This is a genomic window from Brevibacterium sediminis, from assembly GCF_013623905.1.
In the GTDB taxonomy this organism is placed as follows: Bacteria; Actinomycetota; Actinomycetes; order Actinomycetales; family Brevibacteriaceae; genus Brevibacterium; species Brevibacterium sediminis.
Map to the genome: position 1 here is coordinate 24401 of NZ_JABKDD010000003.1, position 15167 is coordinate 39567.

The 15167-nt window shown below is 64.3% G+C and carries 15 protein-coding genes; 9 read left to right on the forward strand and 6 right to left on the reverse strand.

The window, feature by feature from the left end; genetic code table 11:
• Positions 1 to 22: 22 nt before the first annotated feature.
• Positions 23 to 898 carry a LysR family transcriptional regulator gene (locus HK108_RS06225; RefSeq protein WP_181270884.1) on the reverse strand — a complete coding sequence of 292 codons (876 nt, stop codon included), beginning with the start codon at positions 896 to 898 and terminating at the stop codon, positions 23 to 25.
• A gap of 178 nt (positions 899 to 1076) precedes the next feature.
• Here HK108_RS06225 and HK108_RS06230 point away from each other — a divergent pair, with 178 nt between their 5' ends.
• From HK108_RS06230 to HK108_RS06240, 3 genes are all read left to right on the forward strand, one after another.
• Positions 1077 to 2297, forward strand: coding sequence for an NAD(P)/FAD-dependent oxidoreductase (locus HK108_RS06230; protein WP_229663996.1), 1221 nt, complete (start codon positions 1077 to 1079; stop codon positions 2295 to 2297).
• 102 nt (positions 2298 to 2399) lie between these two features.
• On the forward strand, positions 2400 to 3935 hold the full coding sequence (gene amaB / locus HK108_RS06235; protein ID WP_181270885.1) for an L-piperidine-6-carboxylate dehydrogenase: 1536 nt from the start codon (positions 2400 to 2402) through the stop codon (positions 3933 to 3935).
• Between the two features lie 195 nt (positions 3936 to 4130).
• Entirely contained in the window at positions 4131 to 4355 is a 225-nt protein-coding gene (locus tag HK108_RS06240; protein ID WP_181270886.1) for a PLD nuclease N-terminal domain-containing protein, read from the forward strand.
• Here the strand turns inward: HK108_RS06240 and HK108_RS06245 are convergent.
• On the reverse strand, positions 4348 to 4572 hold the full coding sequence (locus HK108_RS06245) for a hypothetical protein (protein WP_181270887.1): 225 nt from the start codon (positions 4570 to 4572) through the stop codon (positions 4348 to 4350). The genes HK108_RS06240 and HK108_RS06245 overlap by 8 nt on opposite strands.
• A 54-nt stretch (positions 4573 to 4626) precedes the next feature.
• Positions 4627 to 5001, reverse strand: coding sequence for a MerR family transcriptional regulator (locus HK108_RS06250; protein WP_219922241.1), 375 nt, complete (start codon positions 4999 to 5001; stop codon positions 4627 to 4629).
• Positions 5002 to 5023: 22 nt separating this feature from the next.
• On the opposite strand from HK108_RS06250, the gene HK108_RS06255 reads away from it, so the two are divergent.
• The 5 genes from HK108_RS06255 (at position 5024) to HK108_RS06275 (ending at position 9884) form a co-directional block, all read left to right on the forward strand.
• Positions 5024 to 5827, forward strand: coding sequence for an alpha/beta fold hydrolase (locus tag HK108_RS06255; protein WP_181270888.1), 804 nt, complete (start codon positions 5024 to 5026; stop codon positions 5825 to 5827).
• On the forward strand, positions 5824 to 7011 hold the full coding sequence (locus HK108_RS06260; protein WP_181270889.1) for an MFS transporter: 1188 nt from the start codon (positions 5824 to 5826) through the stop codon (positions 7009 to 7011). Before HK108_RS06255 ends, HK108_RS06260 begins: the two co-directional genes overlap by 4 nt.
• 130 nt (positions 7012 to 7141) lie before the next feature.
• Positions 7142 to 7909, forward strand: a complete 768-nt coding sequence (gene map / locus HK108_RS06265; protein ID WP_181270890.1) for a type I methionyl aminopeptidase — start codon at positions 7142 to 7144, stop codon at positions 7907 to 7909.
• 171 nt (positions 7910 to 8080) lie between these two features.
• Positions 8081 to 9448, forward strand: a complete 1368-nt coding sequence (radA, locus tag HK108_RS06270) for a DNA repair protein RadA (RefSeq protein ID WP_139907236.1) — start codon at positions 8081 to 8083, stop codon at positions 9446 to 9448.
• Between the two features lie 43 nt (positions 9449 to 9491).
• Positions 9492 to 9884 carry a VOC family protein gene (locus HK108_RS06275; RefSeq protein ID WP_139468643.1) on the forward strand — a complete coding sequence of 131 codons (393 nt, stop codon included), beginning with the start codon at positions 9492 to 9494 and terminating at the stop codon, positions 9882 to 9884.
• A gap of 4 nt (positions 9885 to 9888) precedes the next feature.
• Here the strand turns inward: HK108_RS06275 and HK108_RS06280 are convergent, their stop codons facing one another.
• A complete protein-coding gene (locus HK108_RS06280) occupies positions 9889 to 10692 on the reverse strand; it encodes a hypothetical protein (RefSeq protein WP_258233272.1) in 804 nt (267 codons plus the stop codon).
• A gap of 36 nt (positions 10693 to 10728) precedes the next feature.
• Here HK108_RS06280 and HK108_RS06285 point away from each other — a divergent pair, with 36 nt between their 5' ends.
• On the forward strand, positions 10729 to 11760 hold the full coding sequence (locus HK108_RS06285) for an iron-sulfur binding domain-containing protein (RefSeq protein WP_181270891.1): 1032 nt from the start codon (positions 10729 to 10731) through the stop codon (positions 11758 to 11760).
• A 124-nt stretch (positions 11761 to 11884) separates the two neighbouring features.
• Here HK108_RS06285 and HK108_RS06290 read toward each other — a convergent pair whose 3' ends face one another.
• Positions 11885 to 12469 carry an amino-acid N-acetyltransferase gene (locus HK108_RS06290; RefSeq protein WP_139468645.1) on the reverse strand — a complete coding sequence of 195 codons (585 nt, stop codon included), beginning with the start codon at positions 12467 to 12469 and terminating at the stop codon, positions 11885 to 11887.
• 106 nt (positions 12470 to 12575) lie between these two features.
• Positions 12576 to 15116: an ATP-dependent Clp protease ATP-binding subunit gene (locus HK108_RS06295; protein WP_181270892.1), complete on the reverse strand. Its 2541-nt coding sequence runs from the start codon at positions 15114 to 15116 to the stop codon at positions 12576 to 12578.
• Positions 15117 to 15167: the final 51 nt, after the last annotated feature.

The window sequence follows — 15167 nt, forward strand, 5'->3', positions numbered from 1 at the left end:
GTCCTTATCCTAGGCCGGAATCTCAGGCGAAGACTTCGGTGACCACCTTAGCGACCGCCCGGACCGGATCGCTGGGGTCCGGGGAAGTCAGCACGATGATCTCGCGTCCACCCGCCTCGACGACGGGGTGGAGGTCGACCTCGGACCCACCCAACGACATCATGATCGGCGTCGCCAGGGTCAGGCCGAGCCCGGTTCCGGCGAGCGCCAGCGCGACCGCGGTGTCCGTGACGATATGGGTCTCCTTCGCATTGATTCCCAGCGCCGAGGTGGCCAACCGCATCGCGCGGCCGAAGAGCTCCTCAGCCGGCGGTAGGATCCAGTCGGCCTCGGCCAGATCGTCATCGCTCGGCCGGGACGTCCCCGCGGGGACGACGATGCCGAAGTCTTCCTCGGCCACAGCTTCCCAACTCAGCCCGCGCATCGGCGGCAGCGGCGCGGCCGGGTAGTTGATCCCGATCCCCAGGTCGATGATCCCGTCGATGACGGCGGCCGACATGGTCTCGACATTGATCTCCCGCGCCCGGACTTCGATATGCGGATGGCGCTCGGCCAGCGCCCGCACCACCTTCGGCAGCGCCGTCGTCGATGCCGATCCGAAGACGCCGAGGGTGACGATGGCCTCGCTGCGGAAGTCCCGGCCGAGCATCGCCATCTCCGCCTGCTGCTGAGCGGCGAGGATGTTCCGCGCCCTGGGCAGCAGGGTGCGCCCGGCTTCGGCGAGGACGAGCCCACGGCCGCGCCGTCGGAACAGGTCGGAATCGACGACCCTGCGCAGGGCTGAGATGTGCTGGGACACGGCCCCGACGCTGTAGCCGAGGTGGTCGGCCGCCCGCGTCATCGATCCGAGTTCGGCCACAGCGACGAAAGTGCGCAGCTGTCCGAGCGTCCATGTCATGGCAGCGCTCTCCTGTCTTTAGGTTTCTTGAACACAGTGTTCACAAACTCTCGCTTGTTCTTAAGTGTGATGGCAACCACAATGAAGTCAAGACACAAACGCCGACATCGCCGTCGGCACTCTCCGTTTCCGGGGCGACCAACGACGGTCGCCCCGGCAGCAGACAGCGAGGTGAACCGTGGAATCCCCCACCGCATCAACCACCGCCCCTCACACCGACGGGGTCCCCGACACGTCCAAAGCCCTGCCCGCCGAAGCCTCCGTCGTCATCATCGGCGCCGGCGTCATGGGAGCGGCCATCGCCTACCACCTGGCCGAACGCGGAGTCCGCGACATCGTCATCGTCGAACGCGACACCCCCGGAGCCGGATCGACGTCGAAGGCCGCTGGAGGTGTGCGCTGCCAATTCTCCGACGAGGTCAACATCGCCTTGGCCGCCCGCGGGCTCGAAGTGCTGCGGAACTTCGAAACCGATTTCGGCGTCGACATCGACCTGGTCAGCAACGGCTATCTGTTCCTCCTCGACAACGATGACGACGTGCGCGCGTTCACCGACAACGTGGCCCTGCAACAGCGGATGGGGCTGGATTCGCGGATGCTCACCATCGCCGAGGTGGCCGAGCTGGCCCCGTTCGTCAACACCGAAGGGCTGATCGCCGGAGCGTTCAATCCCGGCGACGGTCACTGCACCCCCGAGGCCGTCGTCGCAGGCTTCGTCACCGCCGCCCGCGAGCGCGGGGTCACGGTGGTCAAGAACTGCGAGGTCACCGGATTCGACACCGACGGCGGAACGGATCGCATGGCCACCTCGGTGATCACGAATCAGGGCACGATCAGCTGCGAACAGGTCGTCGTCGCGGCGGGAGCCTGGTCCGGCCCCATCGGGGACATGGCCGGGGTCGACCTGCCCGTGAAGCCGCTGCGGCGGGAGATCATGGTCTCCGAGCCCGTCGATTTCGACACCTCGCGGATGCCCTTCACGATTGACTTCTCCACCAGCTACTACGTCCACCCGGAAGGAGCCGGGCTGCTGTTCGGCTGCCCCGATGAGGTCGATGACTGGTCCTTCAACGACAAACGCGACCCGAACTGGCTGGCCACCCTGGCCGAGCACATCGAAGCCCGCACCCCGGAGCTCGGCGATGTCGAAGCGAAACGCGGGTGGGCGGGACTGTATGAGATGACGCCCGACCACAATGCCCTCATCGGCGAGGCCGAGGAGAGGCCGGGATTCTTCTACGCCTGCGGGTTCTCCGGTCACGGCTTCCTCATGGGCCCGGCCGTCGGAGAGGTCGTCGCCGACCTCATGACCGGCCGCACTCCCCTCGTCGATGTGACTCCCATGGACAAACGACGCTTCTCCACCACCGGACTGCGTAAGGAGCTCAATGTGATCTGAGTCCTCGCGCACCCGCCCCTCATCTCCCACCTCCCCGCAACGACCGAACTCCACCGACCGGCGCAGCAGCCGATCGACACAGCAGACGACGAAAGGACAGCAATGACCGCACTGCCCACCGATCAGACCATCACCGACCTCCTCACCACAGGGCTGAGCGCCTGCGGAGTAGACGCATCCGTGCTTGAGGGATCGGCCGCCTCGGCGAGCCTTCCGGCCCGCTCCCCCATCACGGGACAAGGCCTCGGCACGATCGCCGCGGACACCGCGCAGACAGCGGCGGACAAGATCGCCGCAGCCCAGACCGCGTTCGAGACCTGGCGGGACGTGCCAGCTCCCGTCCGCGGTCAGCTGGTGCAGCGGTGGGGACAGCTGCTCGGCGAGCACAAGGAGGATCTGGCCAAGATCATCACCGTCGAAGCCGGCAAGACCCCCTCCGAGGCGGCCGGCGAAGTCCAGGAGATGATCGACATCTGCGAGTTCGCACTCGGTCAGTCCCGGCAGCTGTGGGGCAAGACCATGCCCAGCGAACGGCCGGGTCACCGGCTCATGGAGACGTGGCATCCCCTCGGCGTCGTCGGTGTCATCTCCGCATTCAACTTCCCCGTGGCCGTGTATTCCTGGAACACCGCCCTGGCCCTGGTCGCCGGTGACGCGGTCGTGTGGAAGCCCTCAGAGAACGCCGTGCTTGCAGCCCTCGGGGCGCAGTCCCTGTTGGCCAGGGCCGCCACCGAGGTGGGGGCACCGGAGAATCTCGCACCTGTCCTCGTCGGTGGGCGGGACATCGGTGATGTGATGGTCAGGGATTCTCGGGTGGCACTGGTCTCGGCGACCGGATCGGTGCGGATGGGACGTGAGGTCGGACCCGTCGTGGCCGAGCGCTTCGGCAAGATCCTGCTCGAGCTCGGCGGCAACAACGCGGCGATCGTCGCCCCGAGCGCCGATATCGATCTGGCGCTGCGCGGAGTGGTCTTCGCGGCCGCCGGAACGGCCGGTCAGCGGTGCACGACGCTGCGGCGGCTCATCGTGCACGAATCCATCGCCGACGAGTTCGTCGACAAGGTCGTCGCCGCATACAAGACGCTGAGCATCGGATCGCCGACCGATGACGGAGTGCTCGTGGGACCGCTCATCAATTCAGGTTCGTTCGATGCGATGCAGGCGGCCCTCAAGCAGGCAGAGGCAGAGGGCGGCGAGATCCTCTGCGGAGGCGGCAGGGTGCTCGCCGATGAACGCCCCGATGCCCACTATGTCGAGCCGGCAGTGGTGCGGATGCCCAATCAGAGCGCAGTGGTCACGGAAGAGACGTTCGCCCCGATCCTCTACGTCGTCACATATTCGGATCTCGATGAGGCGCTCGAGATCCACAATGGGGTGCCGCAGGGTCTGTCCTCGGCGATCTTCACAGCCGAACTCGCCGAATCCGAGAAGTTCCTGTCCCGCTCCGACTGCGGAATCGCCAACGTCAACATCGGCACCTCCGGTGCGGAGATCGGCGGTGCTTTCGGCGGTGAGAAGGAGACCGGCGGCGGACGCGAGTCGGGTTCGGATTCGTGGAAGGCCTATATGCGCCCGGCCACGAACACGATCAACTACTCCGGCGAGCTGCCGCTGGCGCAGGGAGTCGAGTTCCTCTGAGAGAGCTGAGTCCTCTGGGGCGAAGTGAGGTCCTCGACCGGTGGGCCGGTGGGCTGATCGAAGCGCAGACCGGCCCACCGACGACCCTTCACGTCGTTCAAGTGCCAGCGCGCATATCACGTGGTACACGACGCGATATCCGCGCTGGCCCCTGAACGAGCGACTTTCGTACAAAAGTCAAGGTAGATTGATGCCATGAGCAAAGATCCGCTGCTGCCCGCCGCCTATGACGTGATCTGGTCCGGAGTCGTCGTACTGCTCGTCGTCCTGCTCATCTGGGCAATGGTGAGCATCGCCCGATCAGGACTCGACCCTCGGGTGAGACTCGTCTGGGCGATCATCGTCCTGCTGCTGCCCGTCGTCGGGCCGATCTGCTGGCTCATTGCACGACCGCAGAAGCCGGACACCCGCCTCAGCTGAACGAGACCTTGGGGCTCGCGTTCGCTGACTCTCGCCTTCTGTGCTCCTGCTTTCTGTACTCCCACAGGAGAGATCCCAGGCCGACGAGGGCAATGGCCGGGAGAATGATCAGCCACAGCGCCCAGAGTCCATCGCCCTCTTCCAACGCGTAGGCACCTGTGAGCAATGAATTCGCGAAGACCGTTCCGAAGATGAACGCAGTGATGATGTACCGCATGTATCTGAACCTACCGGACGACAAGGTTGCTTTCACTAAGGTGCAGGCTCCGGGTCACCGGACGCGGATGAGCTCCTGGATCACCTGCCGTCGTCGGGCAAGATCAGCGGACTCGGCTTCGATATTCTCGACATTCTCACGGATCTGGGCCGCCACCTTAGGACACATGTCGATGGGCCGAGCGGGGTCGTCTCCGAGGCACGGCAACATCACCGCAATCGCGTCGAGATTGAACCCCGCATCGAGCAGCCGCCGAATGCGTGCAATCGTTCTCACGGCCTCTGGACAGTACTCACGATATCCCGCAGGCGAGCGCGAAACGTCCAACAAGCCCTTCTCCTCGTAATACCGAATCGAGCGCCTGCTCGCGCCCGTCGCCGCAGCAAGCTCGCCGATAAGCAGAGAGCCGGTCTTGACCTTGACATCCATGTCAATGCATAACGTCATCGGCATGAACGACTATTCCACTCGTACCTCGTCACTGCCCTATCTCCACACCCTCGGCTCCGGCGCACCGCTCGCCCTCGCCCACGGTGCCGGCGGATCCGTGCTCGAGAACTTCAGCGACCTCGCCGGGCACCTTCAGCACCGGCAGCTCTTCGGTATCGACTATCCTGGCAGCGGCCTGCGCGAATCCAGATCAGCGCCGCTCAGCCTCGATGCCCTCGCTGACGAGCTTGTCTCAGGGATCGACGCGAAGGGTCAGGACCACGTACCTGTCCTGGGCCTCTCTCTAGGCTCGGCAGTCGCCATCACCGCTGCGTTTCGCCATCCCGACCGCGTCTCCGGACTCATCCTCACCGTAGGATTTGCTGGCCCTGATACACAACTGGCCGCGTTCAGCTCGCTGTATGAGAGCCTGGCAGCCGCCGGTCGCGTGGACGACCTTGCCGCCATGCTCCGCCTTGCGAATTCCCCTGCTACACTCGCCGCTCTCAGCCCTCAAACCTCGATCACCGCCGAAGCGAACGTCCGTGCCGGACTCTCCGCCCAGGGAAGCGCCCGAGCTCCGCAGATGAGCCTTGCCCGATCGGTCGACATCCGCCGCCGTCTTACCGAGGTCAGTGTGCCCACACTCGTCATCGCCGCTGGTCAAGACCGTATCGTCCTCCCGGATTCGACGCGTGCCCTAGCGGCGGGCATCCCCGGGTCCGAACTCGTCGAACTCGACGATGCGGGGCATATCTTCACCCCCGCAGAGGCGGAACTGTGGGCCGGCGCCATCGACGAGTTCCTCACTCGGAGGAACTTGTGAGAACACCTGCAGAACCGCGTTCGACCGCGCATTCGGCTTCGACAGATCGACTTCCCACTCTCGTCCTGGCAGCAGCGGTCTTCGTCTTCCTCGTCGCCGAGATGCTGCCGACGGGACTGATGCCTGAGATCGCCACCGACTTCGGCGTCCCTCCTACTGAGGTCGGCGGGCTTATCGGCTGGTATGCGCTCATCGCCGGAGTCTCCGGCCTCCCATTCACCGCTGCCACCCGACGCCTGCCGCGCCGATCCGTCCTGGTGGGTGCGCTGGCAGTTCTCGCGCTCGCACAGACAGTTGTCGCCATCGCCCCGGACCTCATCGTCGTCATCATCGCCCGCGCGTTCATTGCCTCCACCCACGTCACGCTCTGGAGCATCGCCCCGCTCATAGCCGCCGAACTCGCGCCCGCCGATCGACAATCGCGCTCTGCAGGACGGGTTTTCCTCGGCAGCAGTGCCGCGATGCTGGCCGGAGTACCCGGAGTCACGCTGTTCGGACAGACCTTCGGCTGGAGGGCAAGCTCTCTCGCCATCGCCACCGTCGCCGCAATCGTCGCGTTCGCTGCACTCGCAGCCATCCCGTCTCTTCCGCCTCGATCGGACAGCCACTCTGCCAAGGATCGCTCCGCCTCGGCGAGGACCTTCGTCTTCGTCACCGCGCCAACGCTCCTCCTCGTGACCGGCATCTACGTCCTCTACCCCTATCTCAGCCAATATGCGGCGGCGGACCGCATCGTCGGGGGCGGGTATTCGGTGTTCCTCGTCGCTTTCGGAACGATCGGAGTCGTGGGCGTGTGGCTCGCTTCGTCGTTCCTCGACGCCCGCCCCAGACTGGTCAGCTCGGCTGTCGTCGTCTTCGCCGGACTGCTGCCGCTGGGAGTGTCTATTCACCAGAGCGTCTCCGTGCCCGCGATCATCCTCTGGGGTCTTCCCGTCGCGGCGGCACCGGCCATCTTGCAGTCGACTGTGGTCAGACTCGGAGGTGTAGGAGCCTCGGTGCTTTCGGCCACCTACGTCGTGGGTTTCCAGGTCGGAATCGTCTCCGGCACGTGGATCGGCGGACTCGCCCTCGGAGTCGACGGAGCCGCGCCTCTGTGGTGTTTGGGGTTTGCGGCACTCGCGCTGCCTTTCGTTCTCGCTTCCACACGATCGAAACGGACAGTCCGCGGCTCCGCCCTCCGGTGACTTGACGCCGCAACTGTCTCCTTGCCCACAGATCCGGGTGCGGCCGCGACTTCACAACCGCCGAGGACTAAAATCGATTCTGGACCGGTGAACGCCGTCGAAACCCTGCACCCCGCCGAAGGAGACCCCTGTGATTGAGCTGAAGACGCCCGCCGAGATCGACAAGATGGCGGTGACCGGCCGTTTCGTCGCGAAGACCTTGGCCGAGCTGACCTCGATCGCAGAACCGGGCATGGACATCATGCACCTGGAGAAGACCGCGCGGAAGATGATCGAGGATGCCGGCGCGAAGTCCTGCTACTGGGACTACGCCCCCTCCTTCGGCTCAGGCCCCTTCCGCAACGTCATCTGCCTGTCCGTCAACGACGGCGTCCTCCACGGCAAGCCCCACAGCCACGTCCTCAAGGACGGCGACCTGCTCACCCTCGACTTCGCCGTATCCATCGACGGCTGGGTCGCCGACGCCGCACGCTCCGTCGTCGTCGGCGACGGCAGCGACGAGGACCAGCGCCTCATCGACACCACGTGGGCCGGCCTCGACGCCGGAATCAGCGCCGCCCAAGCAGGCAATCGCCTCGGCGATATCTCGAAGGCTATCGGTGACGTCGCCGATGCCCACCGCATCCCCGTCAACCTCGACTTCGGCGGGCACGGTCTCGGCCACACGATGCACGAGGATCCGCACGTGCCCAACCGCGGAAAGGGAGGTCGCGGCTTGGTCCTCAAACCGGGTCTGACCTTGGCGATCGAACCCTGGTGGTCGTTCACCTCGAAGAAGTTGTCCGTCGACAAGGACGGTTGGACCCTGCGCCTGGCCGACGGTTCGAATGGTGCCCATTCGGAGAACACGATCGCCATCACCGAGGATGGTCCCCGAATCCTCACCACGCTCGACTGACCTGGCTGCCGCACTCTGCCGGCAGGGGCGTCCGACGAACTCATCGTCGGGCGCCCTTCTGCATTCACCGAGCTCCCCCACTGCAGTGCGCACCGGCCAGCTCTCCTTGTCACTGAGGCCGGACTCTCGAGCAAGGACTCTCGTGTCAGCGGCCCGTGCCAGAATTGCGGTATGTCTTTCACATGCTCGGAATGCGGCTATTCGACGGTCAAATGGTTGGGACGCTGCCCCGAATGCCAGGCCTGGGGCACCCTTGAGGAGAAGGGCGCGAACTCGTCGAAGGTGAAGACGAAGGTCAAGAAATCCAATGCGGCGAAGCCGATCAGCGAGATCGACTCGACGCTCGCGCAGGCGAGATCGACGTTCGTCCCCGAGTTCGATCGGGTGCTCGGCGGTGGCATCGTGCCTGGCGCCGTTGTCCTGCTCTCCGGCGAGCCGGGGGTCGGCAAGTCGACGCTGCTGCTCGACGTCGCCGCGAAGATCGCCATGTTCGGGGTCAAGGTTCTGTATGTCACCGGTGAGGAATCCGCCGGTCAGGTGCGGCTGCGCGCCGAACGGATCAATGCCCTGGCCGACTCGCTGCTCCTCGCCGCCGAGACCGATCTGGGGTCGGTACTGGGAATGATCGAATCCGAACAGCCGGAGCTGCTCGTCGTCGACTCGATCCAAACTTTGGCATCCTCCGAGGTCGAAGGCATCCCCGGCGGAGTCACCCAGGTCCGCGAAGTCGCCTCCGCCCTCATCAGGGAAGCCAAGGCCCGATCTTTGCCGACTGTGCTCGTCGGCCACATCACGAAGGACGGCACGATCGCCGGTCCTCGCCTTCTCGAGCACCTCGTCGACGTCGTATGCACCTTCGAAGGTGAGAGGCATTCGCGTCTGCGTATGCTGCGCGCGGTGAAGAATCGCTTCGGCCCCACCGACGACGTGGGCTGTTTCGATATGGAGGAGAACGGGATCAAGAGTCTCGAGGACCCGTCGGGACTGTTCCTCTCGCGCAGCGGTGCGAATCCGCCCGGCACTTGCCTAACGGTGACGCAGGAGGGCAAGCGACCGCTGCTCGTCGAAGTCCAATCGCTCATCACAGAATCCGCCGGCGGCCAGTCCCGTCGCTCGGTCTCCGGAGTCGATTCCTCCCGAGTGGCGATGATGCTGGCTGTGCTCAGCCAGAATGTCGCGCAGGCGAACCTCGCCAAGAGCGATGTCTTCACCGCCACAGTCGGCGGAGCGAAGCTCTCCGAGCCGGCCAGCGACCTCGCGATCTGCATGTCCCTGGCCTCGGCGCTGCTCGGCAAGCCGCTGGCTCGCCACCTCGTCGCGATCGGCGAAGTCAGCCTGTCAGGGGAGATCCGCAATGTCCCCAATCTCGGCCAACGCCTCAACGAAGCCAAACGACTGGGCATCACCCATGCCGTCGTCGCCAAGGGAGCCATGACCAATGTGGCGGCACCGGACAAGATGGAGGTCGAGGAGTGCGAACACATCGCCGGGGCGGTCGAACTGATGCTGACGAAGCAGGGTCTTCGGGAGCAGAAGTAAGAAAGTTCGGGACTTTCGCTTGGTTTTGGAGCATCCTGGTGTCATGACCACGACAGTTTTTCCCGCCTTCCGGACCACCGATGCCGCAGCGACGATCGAACTGCTGGTCACGCTCGGGTTCACCGAAAGACTGCTCGTGCGCAATGAGCAGGACCCGGCCCTCGTCGAGCATGCCGAATTCGCGCTCGGTGACAACGGCGGGATCATGTTCGGTTCGGTCCGCAACGACGGATCGGCACTCGATGCAGTGGGCGGAAGCTCGATCTACGTCGTCGTCGACACCGAACGAGAAGTGGACCGGCTCTACCAGGAGATCGTCGACCTGGGGCATGCGATCGTGCGACCGGTAGCGACTCAAGACTACGGCGGCCGCGAATTCGACTTCCGCGACCACGACGGGAACTCTTGGGGAGTCGGCTCCTACCGTGGTGCCTGAGGACTCAGTCCTGCGGTTCCTCTGACTGCTTCTCATCCGAGGAGTCCTTCTCGCCGGATTCCTTTTCCGACTTCTTCTCCTCGTCGGCTTTCTTCTTCTTCTCCGCGGCTTTCTTCTCTTTGGCCTTATCGGCGGCGCTCTTCTCGAGCTCGAACGGCGTCGGTTCGCTCTTCTTGTCATCGAGCTTCACGATGAGCTCGTAGTCGCCGGGGGCGAAGTCAGCGTCTTCGCGGTTGCAGTTCTTGTCGACCTTGATCCGGTTCCATTTGAGCTTCGCAGTCTTCTCCGACTGCGGTGCGAACTCCGTGGAAGCTTCGGCATTCTCGTCTTTCGCCGCCGCGCAGTACTCCGACGACCACACGACATCACCGTTCTTTTCGACGATGAATTCCTGCTTATCGGTACCGACCTCGATGAGGCACGTGGCGGTGTGGCCGTTCTCGATGACCATGCCGAATTCGGGTTCTTTCCCGTCCTTCACGGATTTCGGATCGACCTTGGCCTTCAGCGAGACTTTGTCCTCCGGGCACTTTCCGCTCGCTGCCTTCTTATCCGGCACGGGTGCCGCCGTCGTCGATTCGGCCGGGGTAGTCTCCTCGGCTGCAACCTTGTCCGATCCGTCGCTGCGGCCGCCGATGGCTTTGACGATACCGACGATTCCGAGCACGAGAAGCCCCAGGACGAGGAGGCTGGCCACAGCAAGCGTGATGCGGCGTCGGCGGTACACGTGAGCAGGCAGCTTCCCGCTAGACTGGCGAGGCTGCCCGGCAGCTCTGTTCGGCTGCGAACCACGATTGGAAGGAGTCATCGCTTTGAGCCTAGGCCGAAGCGATTGAGCATCCAAATGACACACCGAGCCGGTCCCGAATCGAATCCCTCCGGGTCGACCTCCGCCTTCCCCGAGGTGTCCGAACCTGTGCTCAGACGAGTCCAGGACACCATCATCACCTGGTTCGAGGACACCGCCCGGGACCTGCCGTGGAGGCACCCGAACACGAGCGCCTGGGCAATCCTCGTCAGTGAGATCATGTCCCAACAGACCCCTGTCGCCCGAGTCGAACCGCGGTGGCGTGCGTGGATGGACAAGTGGCCGACACCGGCCGACCTCGCCGCCGCCCCGACCGCCGAAGTCCTCCATGCATGGGACCGCTTGGGCTATCCGCGCAGAGCGCTGCGACTGCAGGAAGCCGCCGAAGTCATCGCTGCGGACCTGGACAACCGGGTTCCCGAAACGACCGAAGAGCTCGAACGACTGCCGGGCATCGGGTCCTATACCGCCGCCGCGGTCTCCTCCTTCGCTTTCGGCAGAAAGACGACCGTGCTCGACACGAACGTGCGTCGGGTCCTCATCCGCCTCTTCGCGGGCCGGGAACGCCCCACCAGCTCACCTGGCCGGAAGGAGACTGCCTGGGCGGCCGCCCTGGTGCCCGAGGAAAAGCACGTTGAATGGAACGCCGGAGTCATGGAGTTCGGAGCCCTCGTCTGCACGGCACGCAATCCCGACTGCCCCGCTTGCCCGCTCCAGGACATCTGCACATGGAACCAGTTGGGCAGACCCGCCTCGGCGACGAAACCGAAGACTCAGAAGTGGGCAGGCACCGATCGACAGCTGCGCGGTGCGATCATGGATGTCCTCAAGGCAGCGCACGTCGCCGGGGACGACCGACGCGGTGTCCGGCTCGACGTCTTCACCGCCTCGGTGACCGACTTCGACCCGGTGTTTCTCGACTCACTGGCCGAATCGACGGCCACGGCGGTGGCGCGAGTGCGTGAACTCAGTGCGGACCAGGACAGGATCAATCGGCTCATCTCCGACCTCGTCGACGACGGTCTGGCACAACAGGTCGATGGCCGATTGGCATTGCCGAACAGCTGAATCAGGTCCCGAACGTGGCAGACGTCGCCACTGGACGGTGCGTGTGCGGCAGTCGCCTACACCGGCCGGTGAGAGCGTGGCCAAGACCGACGCCCGCCGGTGACGGGCAGGATCAGGGTCTGCCTCAGAGGTATTTGATCATCCGTGAGTTGCCCAGGGTATTCGGTTTGACCCTGGCCAGGTCGAGAAACTCTGCGACGCCCTCATCGGTGGAGTGAAGCAGCTCGACGTAGACCTCGGGTGAGACGGGGATGCCCTTGATCGGTTCGAAGCCGAGCGAACCGAAGAATCCGGTCTCGAAGGTCAGGCAGAACACCCGGTCGACTCCGATCTCACGAGCATCGGCGAGCAGCTGCTTGATGATCGCCTTGCCCACTCCCCTGCCCCGATAGTCCGGTGACGTGGCGACCGTGCGCGCCTCGGCGAGATCCGCCCAGATGATGTGCAGGGCGCCGCAGCCGGCGAGGATCTCGGAACCATCGGGCTGCGGGTCGACGACCAGCCAGAACTCCTGCAGCGACTCGAAGTAGGTCACCGTGTCCTTGGCGAGCAGGATCCGCTCACCGGCCAGTGGGGCGACCAGGGCTTCGATGCCTTTGACGTCGCCGGTCCTCGCTCGTCGCAGGTACAGACCTCCTGGGAGTTCGTGCTTTGAATGATGGTCCTCGGAGATCAGTCCGTGATCGAAGTCGCCTGCGTGTGAGCTCATACCGACATTCAACACCATCACCGGAGGCGAACACGAAAGAGTCCGGGGAGCCGGCTGCTGCCGACTCCCCGGACTCTTAGGCGTCATCCGAGAAGGTGATGAACGGTCAGACCGAGGTCTCCGAGGATCCGCTCGAACCGGACGAACCCAAACCTGCGAGTTCGCTGTCATCATCCTCAGCGGGCTTCAGGCTCTCGGTCTCGATGCCTTCGAAGGTGAACTCAGCGTCCTTTCCTTCGCCCTTGACGTCGACCTTGATGGTCTGGCCGCGTCCGATCTCCTTGAACAGGATCTTCTCCGACAGAGTGTCCTCGATCTCGAGCTGGATGGTCCGACGCAGAGGACGGGCACCCAGAACGGGATCGTAGCCGCGCTCGGCGAGCAGATCCTTCGCCTTGGCCGTGACGTCGACCTTCATGCCCTGATCTGCCAGACGGACGTCGAGACGCTCGAGGAAGAGATCGACGATCCTGATGATCTCGACCATGCTCAGCTGCGGGAACACGATCGTGTCATCGACACGGTTGAGGAACTCGGGACGGAAGTGCTGCTTGAGCTCTTCGTTGACCCGCTGCTTCATCCGGTCGTAGTTGGTCTTCGTGTCACCCTCGACCTGGAATCCGAGCTGGAGTCCGCTCGAAACATCACGCGTACCGAGGTTGGTCGTCATGATGATGATGGTGTTCTTGAAGTCCACCTCACGACCCTGCGAGTCGGTCAGGCGACCATCCTCGAGGATCTGCAGCAGCGAGTTGAAGATGTCCGAGTGGGCCTTCTCCACCTCGTCGAAGAGGACGACCGAGAACGGCTTCCGGCGGACCTTCTCCGTGAGCTGACCGCCCTCTTCGTATCCGACATATCCCGGAGGCGAACCGAACAGTCGCGAAACTGTGTGCTTCTCCGAGTATTCGGACATGTCGAGGCTGATGAGCGAGTCCTCATCGCCGAAGAGGAACTCCGAGAGAGCCTTGGCCAGCTCGGTCTTGCCGACGCCGGTGGGGCCCGCGAAGATGAACGAGCCGGAGGGGCGCTTCGGATCCTTCAGCCCGGCGCGGGTACGACGGATCGCCCGCGAGATCGCCTTGACCGCATCGTCCTGACCGATGACGCGCTTGTGCAGCTCGTCTTCCATCCGCAGCAGACGCGAGGACTCTTCCTCGGTGAGCTTGAAGATCGGAATGCCGGTGGCAGAGGCGAGCACTTCGGCGATGAGATCGGCGTCGACGACCTTCGAGGTGTCGGTGCCGGACTTGCGCCACGCCTCGGTCTGCTCTTCCTTCTCCTTCTGCAGCTTCATCTCGGAATCGCGCTCCGAAGCTGCCAGTTCGAAGTCCTGAGCATCGATGGCGGCTTCCTTGCGGTGGCGGGCCTCGAGGATCTTCTCCTCCAGGTCACGCACCTCCTGGGGAACCGACAGACGCGAGATGCGCAGCTTGGCACCGGCTTCGTCGATGAGGTCGATCGCCTTATCCGGCAGGTACCGGTCGTTGATGTAGCGATCGGACATGTTGACAGCGGCTGCCAGGGCTCCGTCGGTGACGGTGACCTTGTGGTGCGCTTCGTACTTGTCCCGCAGACCCTTGAGGATCTCGATCGAATGCGCCAGCGACGGTTCGGGAACCTGGATCGGCTGGAACCGGCGCTCGAGAGCGGCATCCTTCTCGATGTGCTTGCGGTACTCGTCCAGCGTGGTCGCACCGATGGTCTGCAGCTCTCCGCGAGCCAGCATGGGCTTGAGGATCGAAGCGGCATCGATCGCACCTTCGGCGGCTCCGGCACCCACCAGGGTGTGGATCTCGTCGATGAAGAGGATGATGTCGCCGCGGGTGCGGATCTCCTTGAGGACCTTCTTCAGACGCTCTTCGAAGTCACCGCGGTAGCGGGAGCCTGCGACCAGCGAACCGAGGTCGAGGGTGTAGAGCTGCTTGTCGGCGAGGATCTCGGGGACATCGCCGTTGACGATGGCCTGTGCGAGTCCTTCGACGACAGCCGTCTTGCCGACACCGGGTTCACCGATGAGGACCGGGTTGTTCTTCGTGCGACGCGAGAGGATCTGCATCACGCGCTGCATCTGCTCGTGCCGGCCGATGACCGGGTCGAGCTTGGCCTCGCGGGCCGCAGCGGTGAGGTTGGTGCCGAACTGGTCGAGCACGAGCGATCCCGAGGGAGTTCCCTCTTCGCGGCCGCCGGCGGACACGGGCTCCTTGCCCTGGTAGCCCGACAGCAGCTTGATGACTTCCTGGCGGACGCGTCCGAGGTCCGCGCCGAGCTTGACGAGCACCTGCGCGGCAACGCCCTCGCCCTCACGGATGAGGCCGAGCAGAATGTGCTCGGTGCCGATGTAGCTGTGACCCAGCTGCAGTGCTTCACGGAGGCTGAGCTCGAGGACCTTCTTCGCCCGTGGGGTGAAGGGAATATGGCCGCTCGGAGCCTGCTGTCCCTGACCGATGATCTCCTGGACCTGGTCGCGCACCTGCTCGAGGGAGATGTCCATACCCTCGAGTGCCTTCGCTGCCAGACCTTCACCCTCATGGATGAGGCCGAGCAGAATGTGCTCGGTGCCGATGTAGTTGTGTTTGAGAAGTTTCGCTTCTTCCTGCGCAAGCACCACGACGCGTCGTGCTCGGTCGGTGAACCGCTCGAACATATTCATCCTCCTCGGTCTTCTGATTCTCCTGAGCCTAACCACCACGACCGC

Excerpts from the sequence above, each read along its gene's own strand:
- HK108_RS06225 (WP_181270884.1), bottom strand. The coding sequence starts at position 898 with ATGACATGGACGCTCGGACAGCTGCGCACTTTCGTCGCTGTGGCCGAA.
- amaB (WP_181270885.1), top strand. The coding sequence starts at position 2,400 with ATGACCGCACTGCCCACCGATCAGACCATCACCGACCTCCTCACCACA.
- HK108_RS06240 (WP_181270886.1), top strand. The coding sequence starts at position 4,131 with ATGAGCAAAGATCCGCTGCTGCCCGCCGCCTATGACGTGATCTGGTCC.
- HK108_RS06245 (WP_181270887.1), bottom strand. The coding sequence starts at position 4,572 with ATGCGGTACATCATCACTGCGTTCATCTTCGGAACGGTCTTCGCGAAT.
- HK108_RS06250 (WP_219922241.1), bottom strand. The coding sequence starts at position 5,001 with ATGGATGTCAAGGTCAAGACCGGCTCTCTGCTTATCGGCGAGCTTGCT.
- HK108_RS06255 (WP_181270888.1), top strand. The coding sequence starts at position 5,024 with ATGAACGACTATTCCACTCGTACCTCGTCACTGCCCTATCTCCACACC.
- radA (WP_139907236.1), top strand. The coding sequence starts at position 8,081 with ATGTCTTTCACATGCTCGGAATGCGGCTATTCGACGGTCAAATGGTTG.
- HK108_RS06275 (WP_139468643.1), top strand. The coding sequence starts at position 9,492 with ATGACCACGACAGTTTTTCCCGCCTTCCGGACCACCGATGCCGCAGCG.
- HK108_RS06280 (WP_258233272.1), bottom strand. The coding sequence starts at position 10,692 with ATGACTCCTTCCAATCGTGGTTCGCAGCCGAACAGAGCTGCCGGGCAG.
- HK108_RS06285 (WP_181270891.1), top strand. The coding sequence starts at position 10,729 with ATGACACACCGAGCCGGTCCCGAATCGAATCCCTCCGGGTCGACCTCC.
- HK108_RS06290 (WP_139468645.1), bottom strand. The coding sequence starts at position 12,469 with ATGAGCTCACACGCAGGCGACTTCGATCACGGACTGATCTCCGAGGAC.
- HK108_RS06295 (WP_181270892.1), bottom strand. The coding sequence starts at position 15,116 with ATGTTCGAGCGGTTCACCGACCGAGCACGACGCGTCGTGGTGCTTGCG.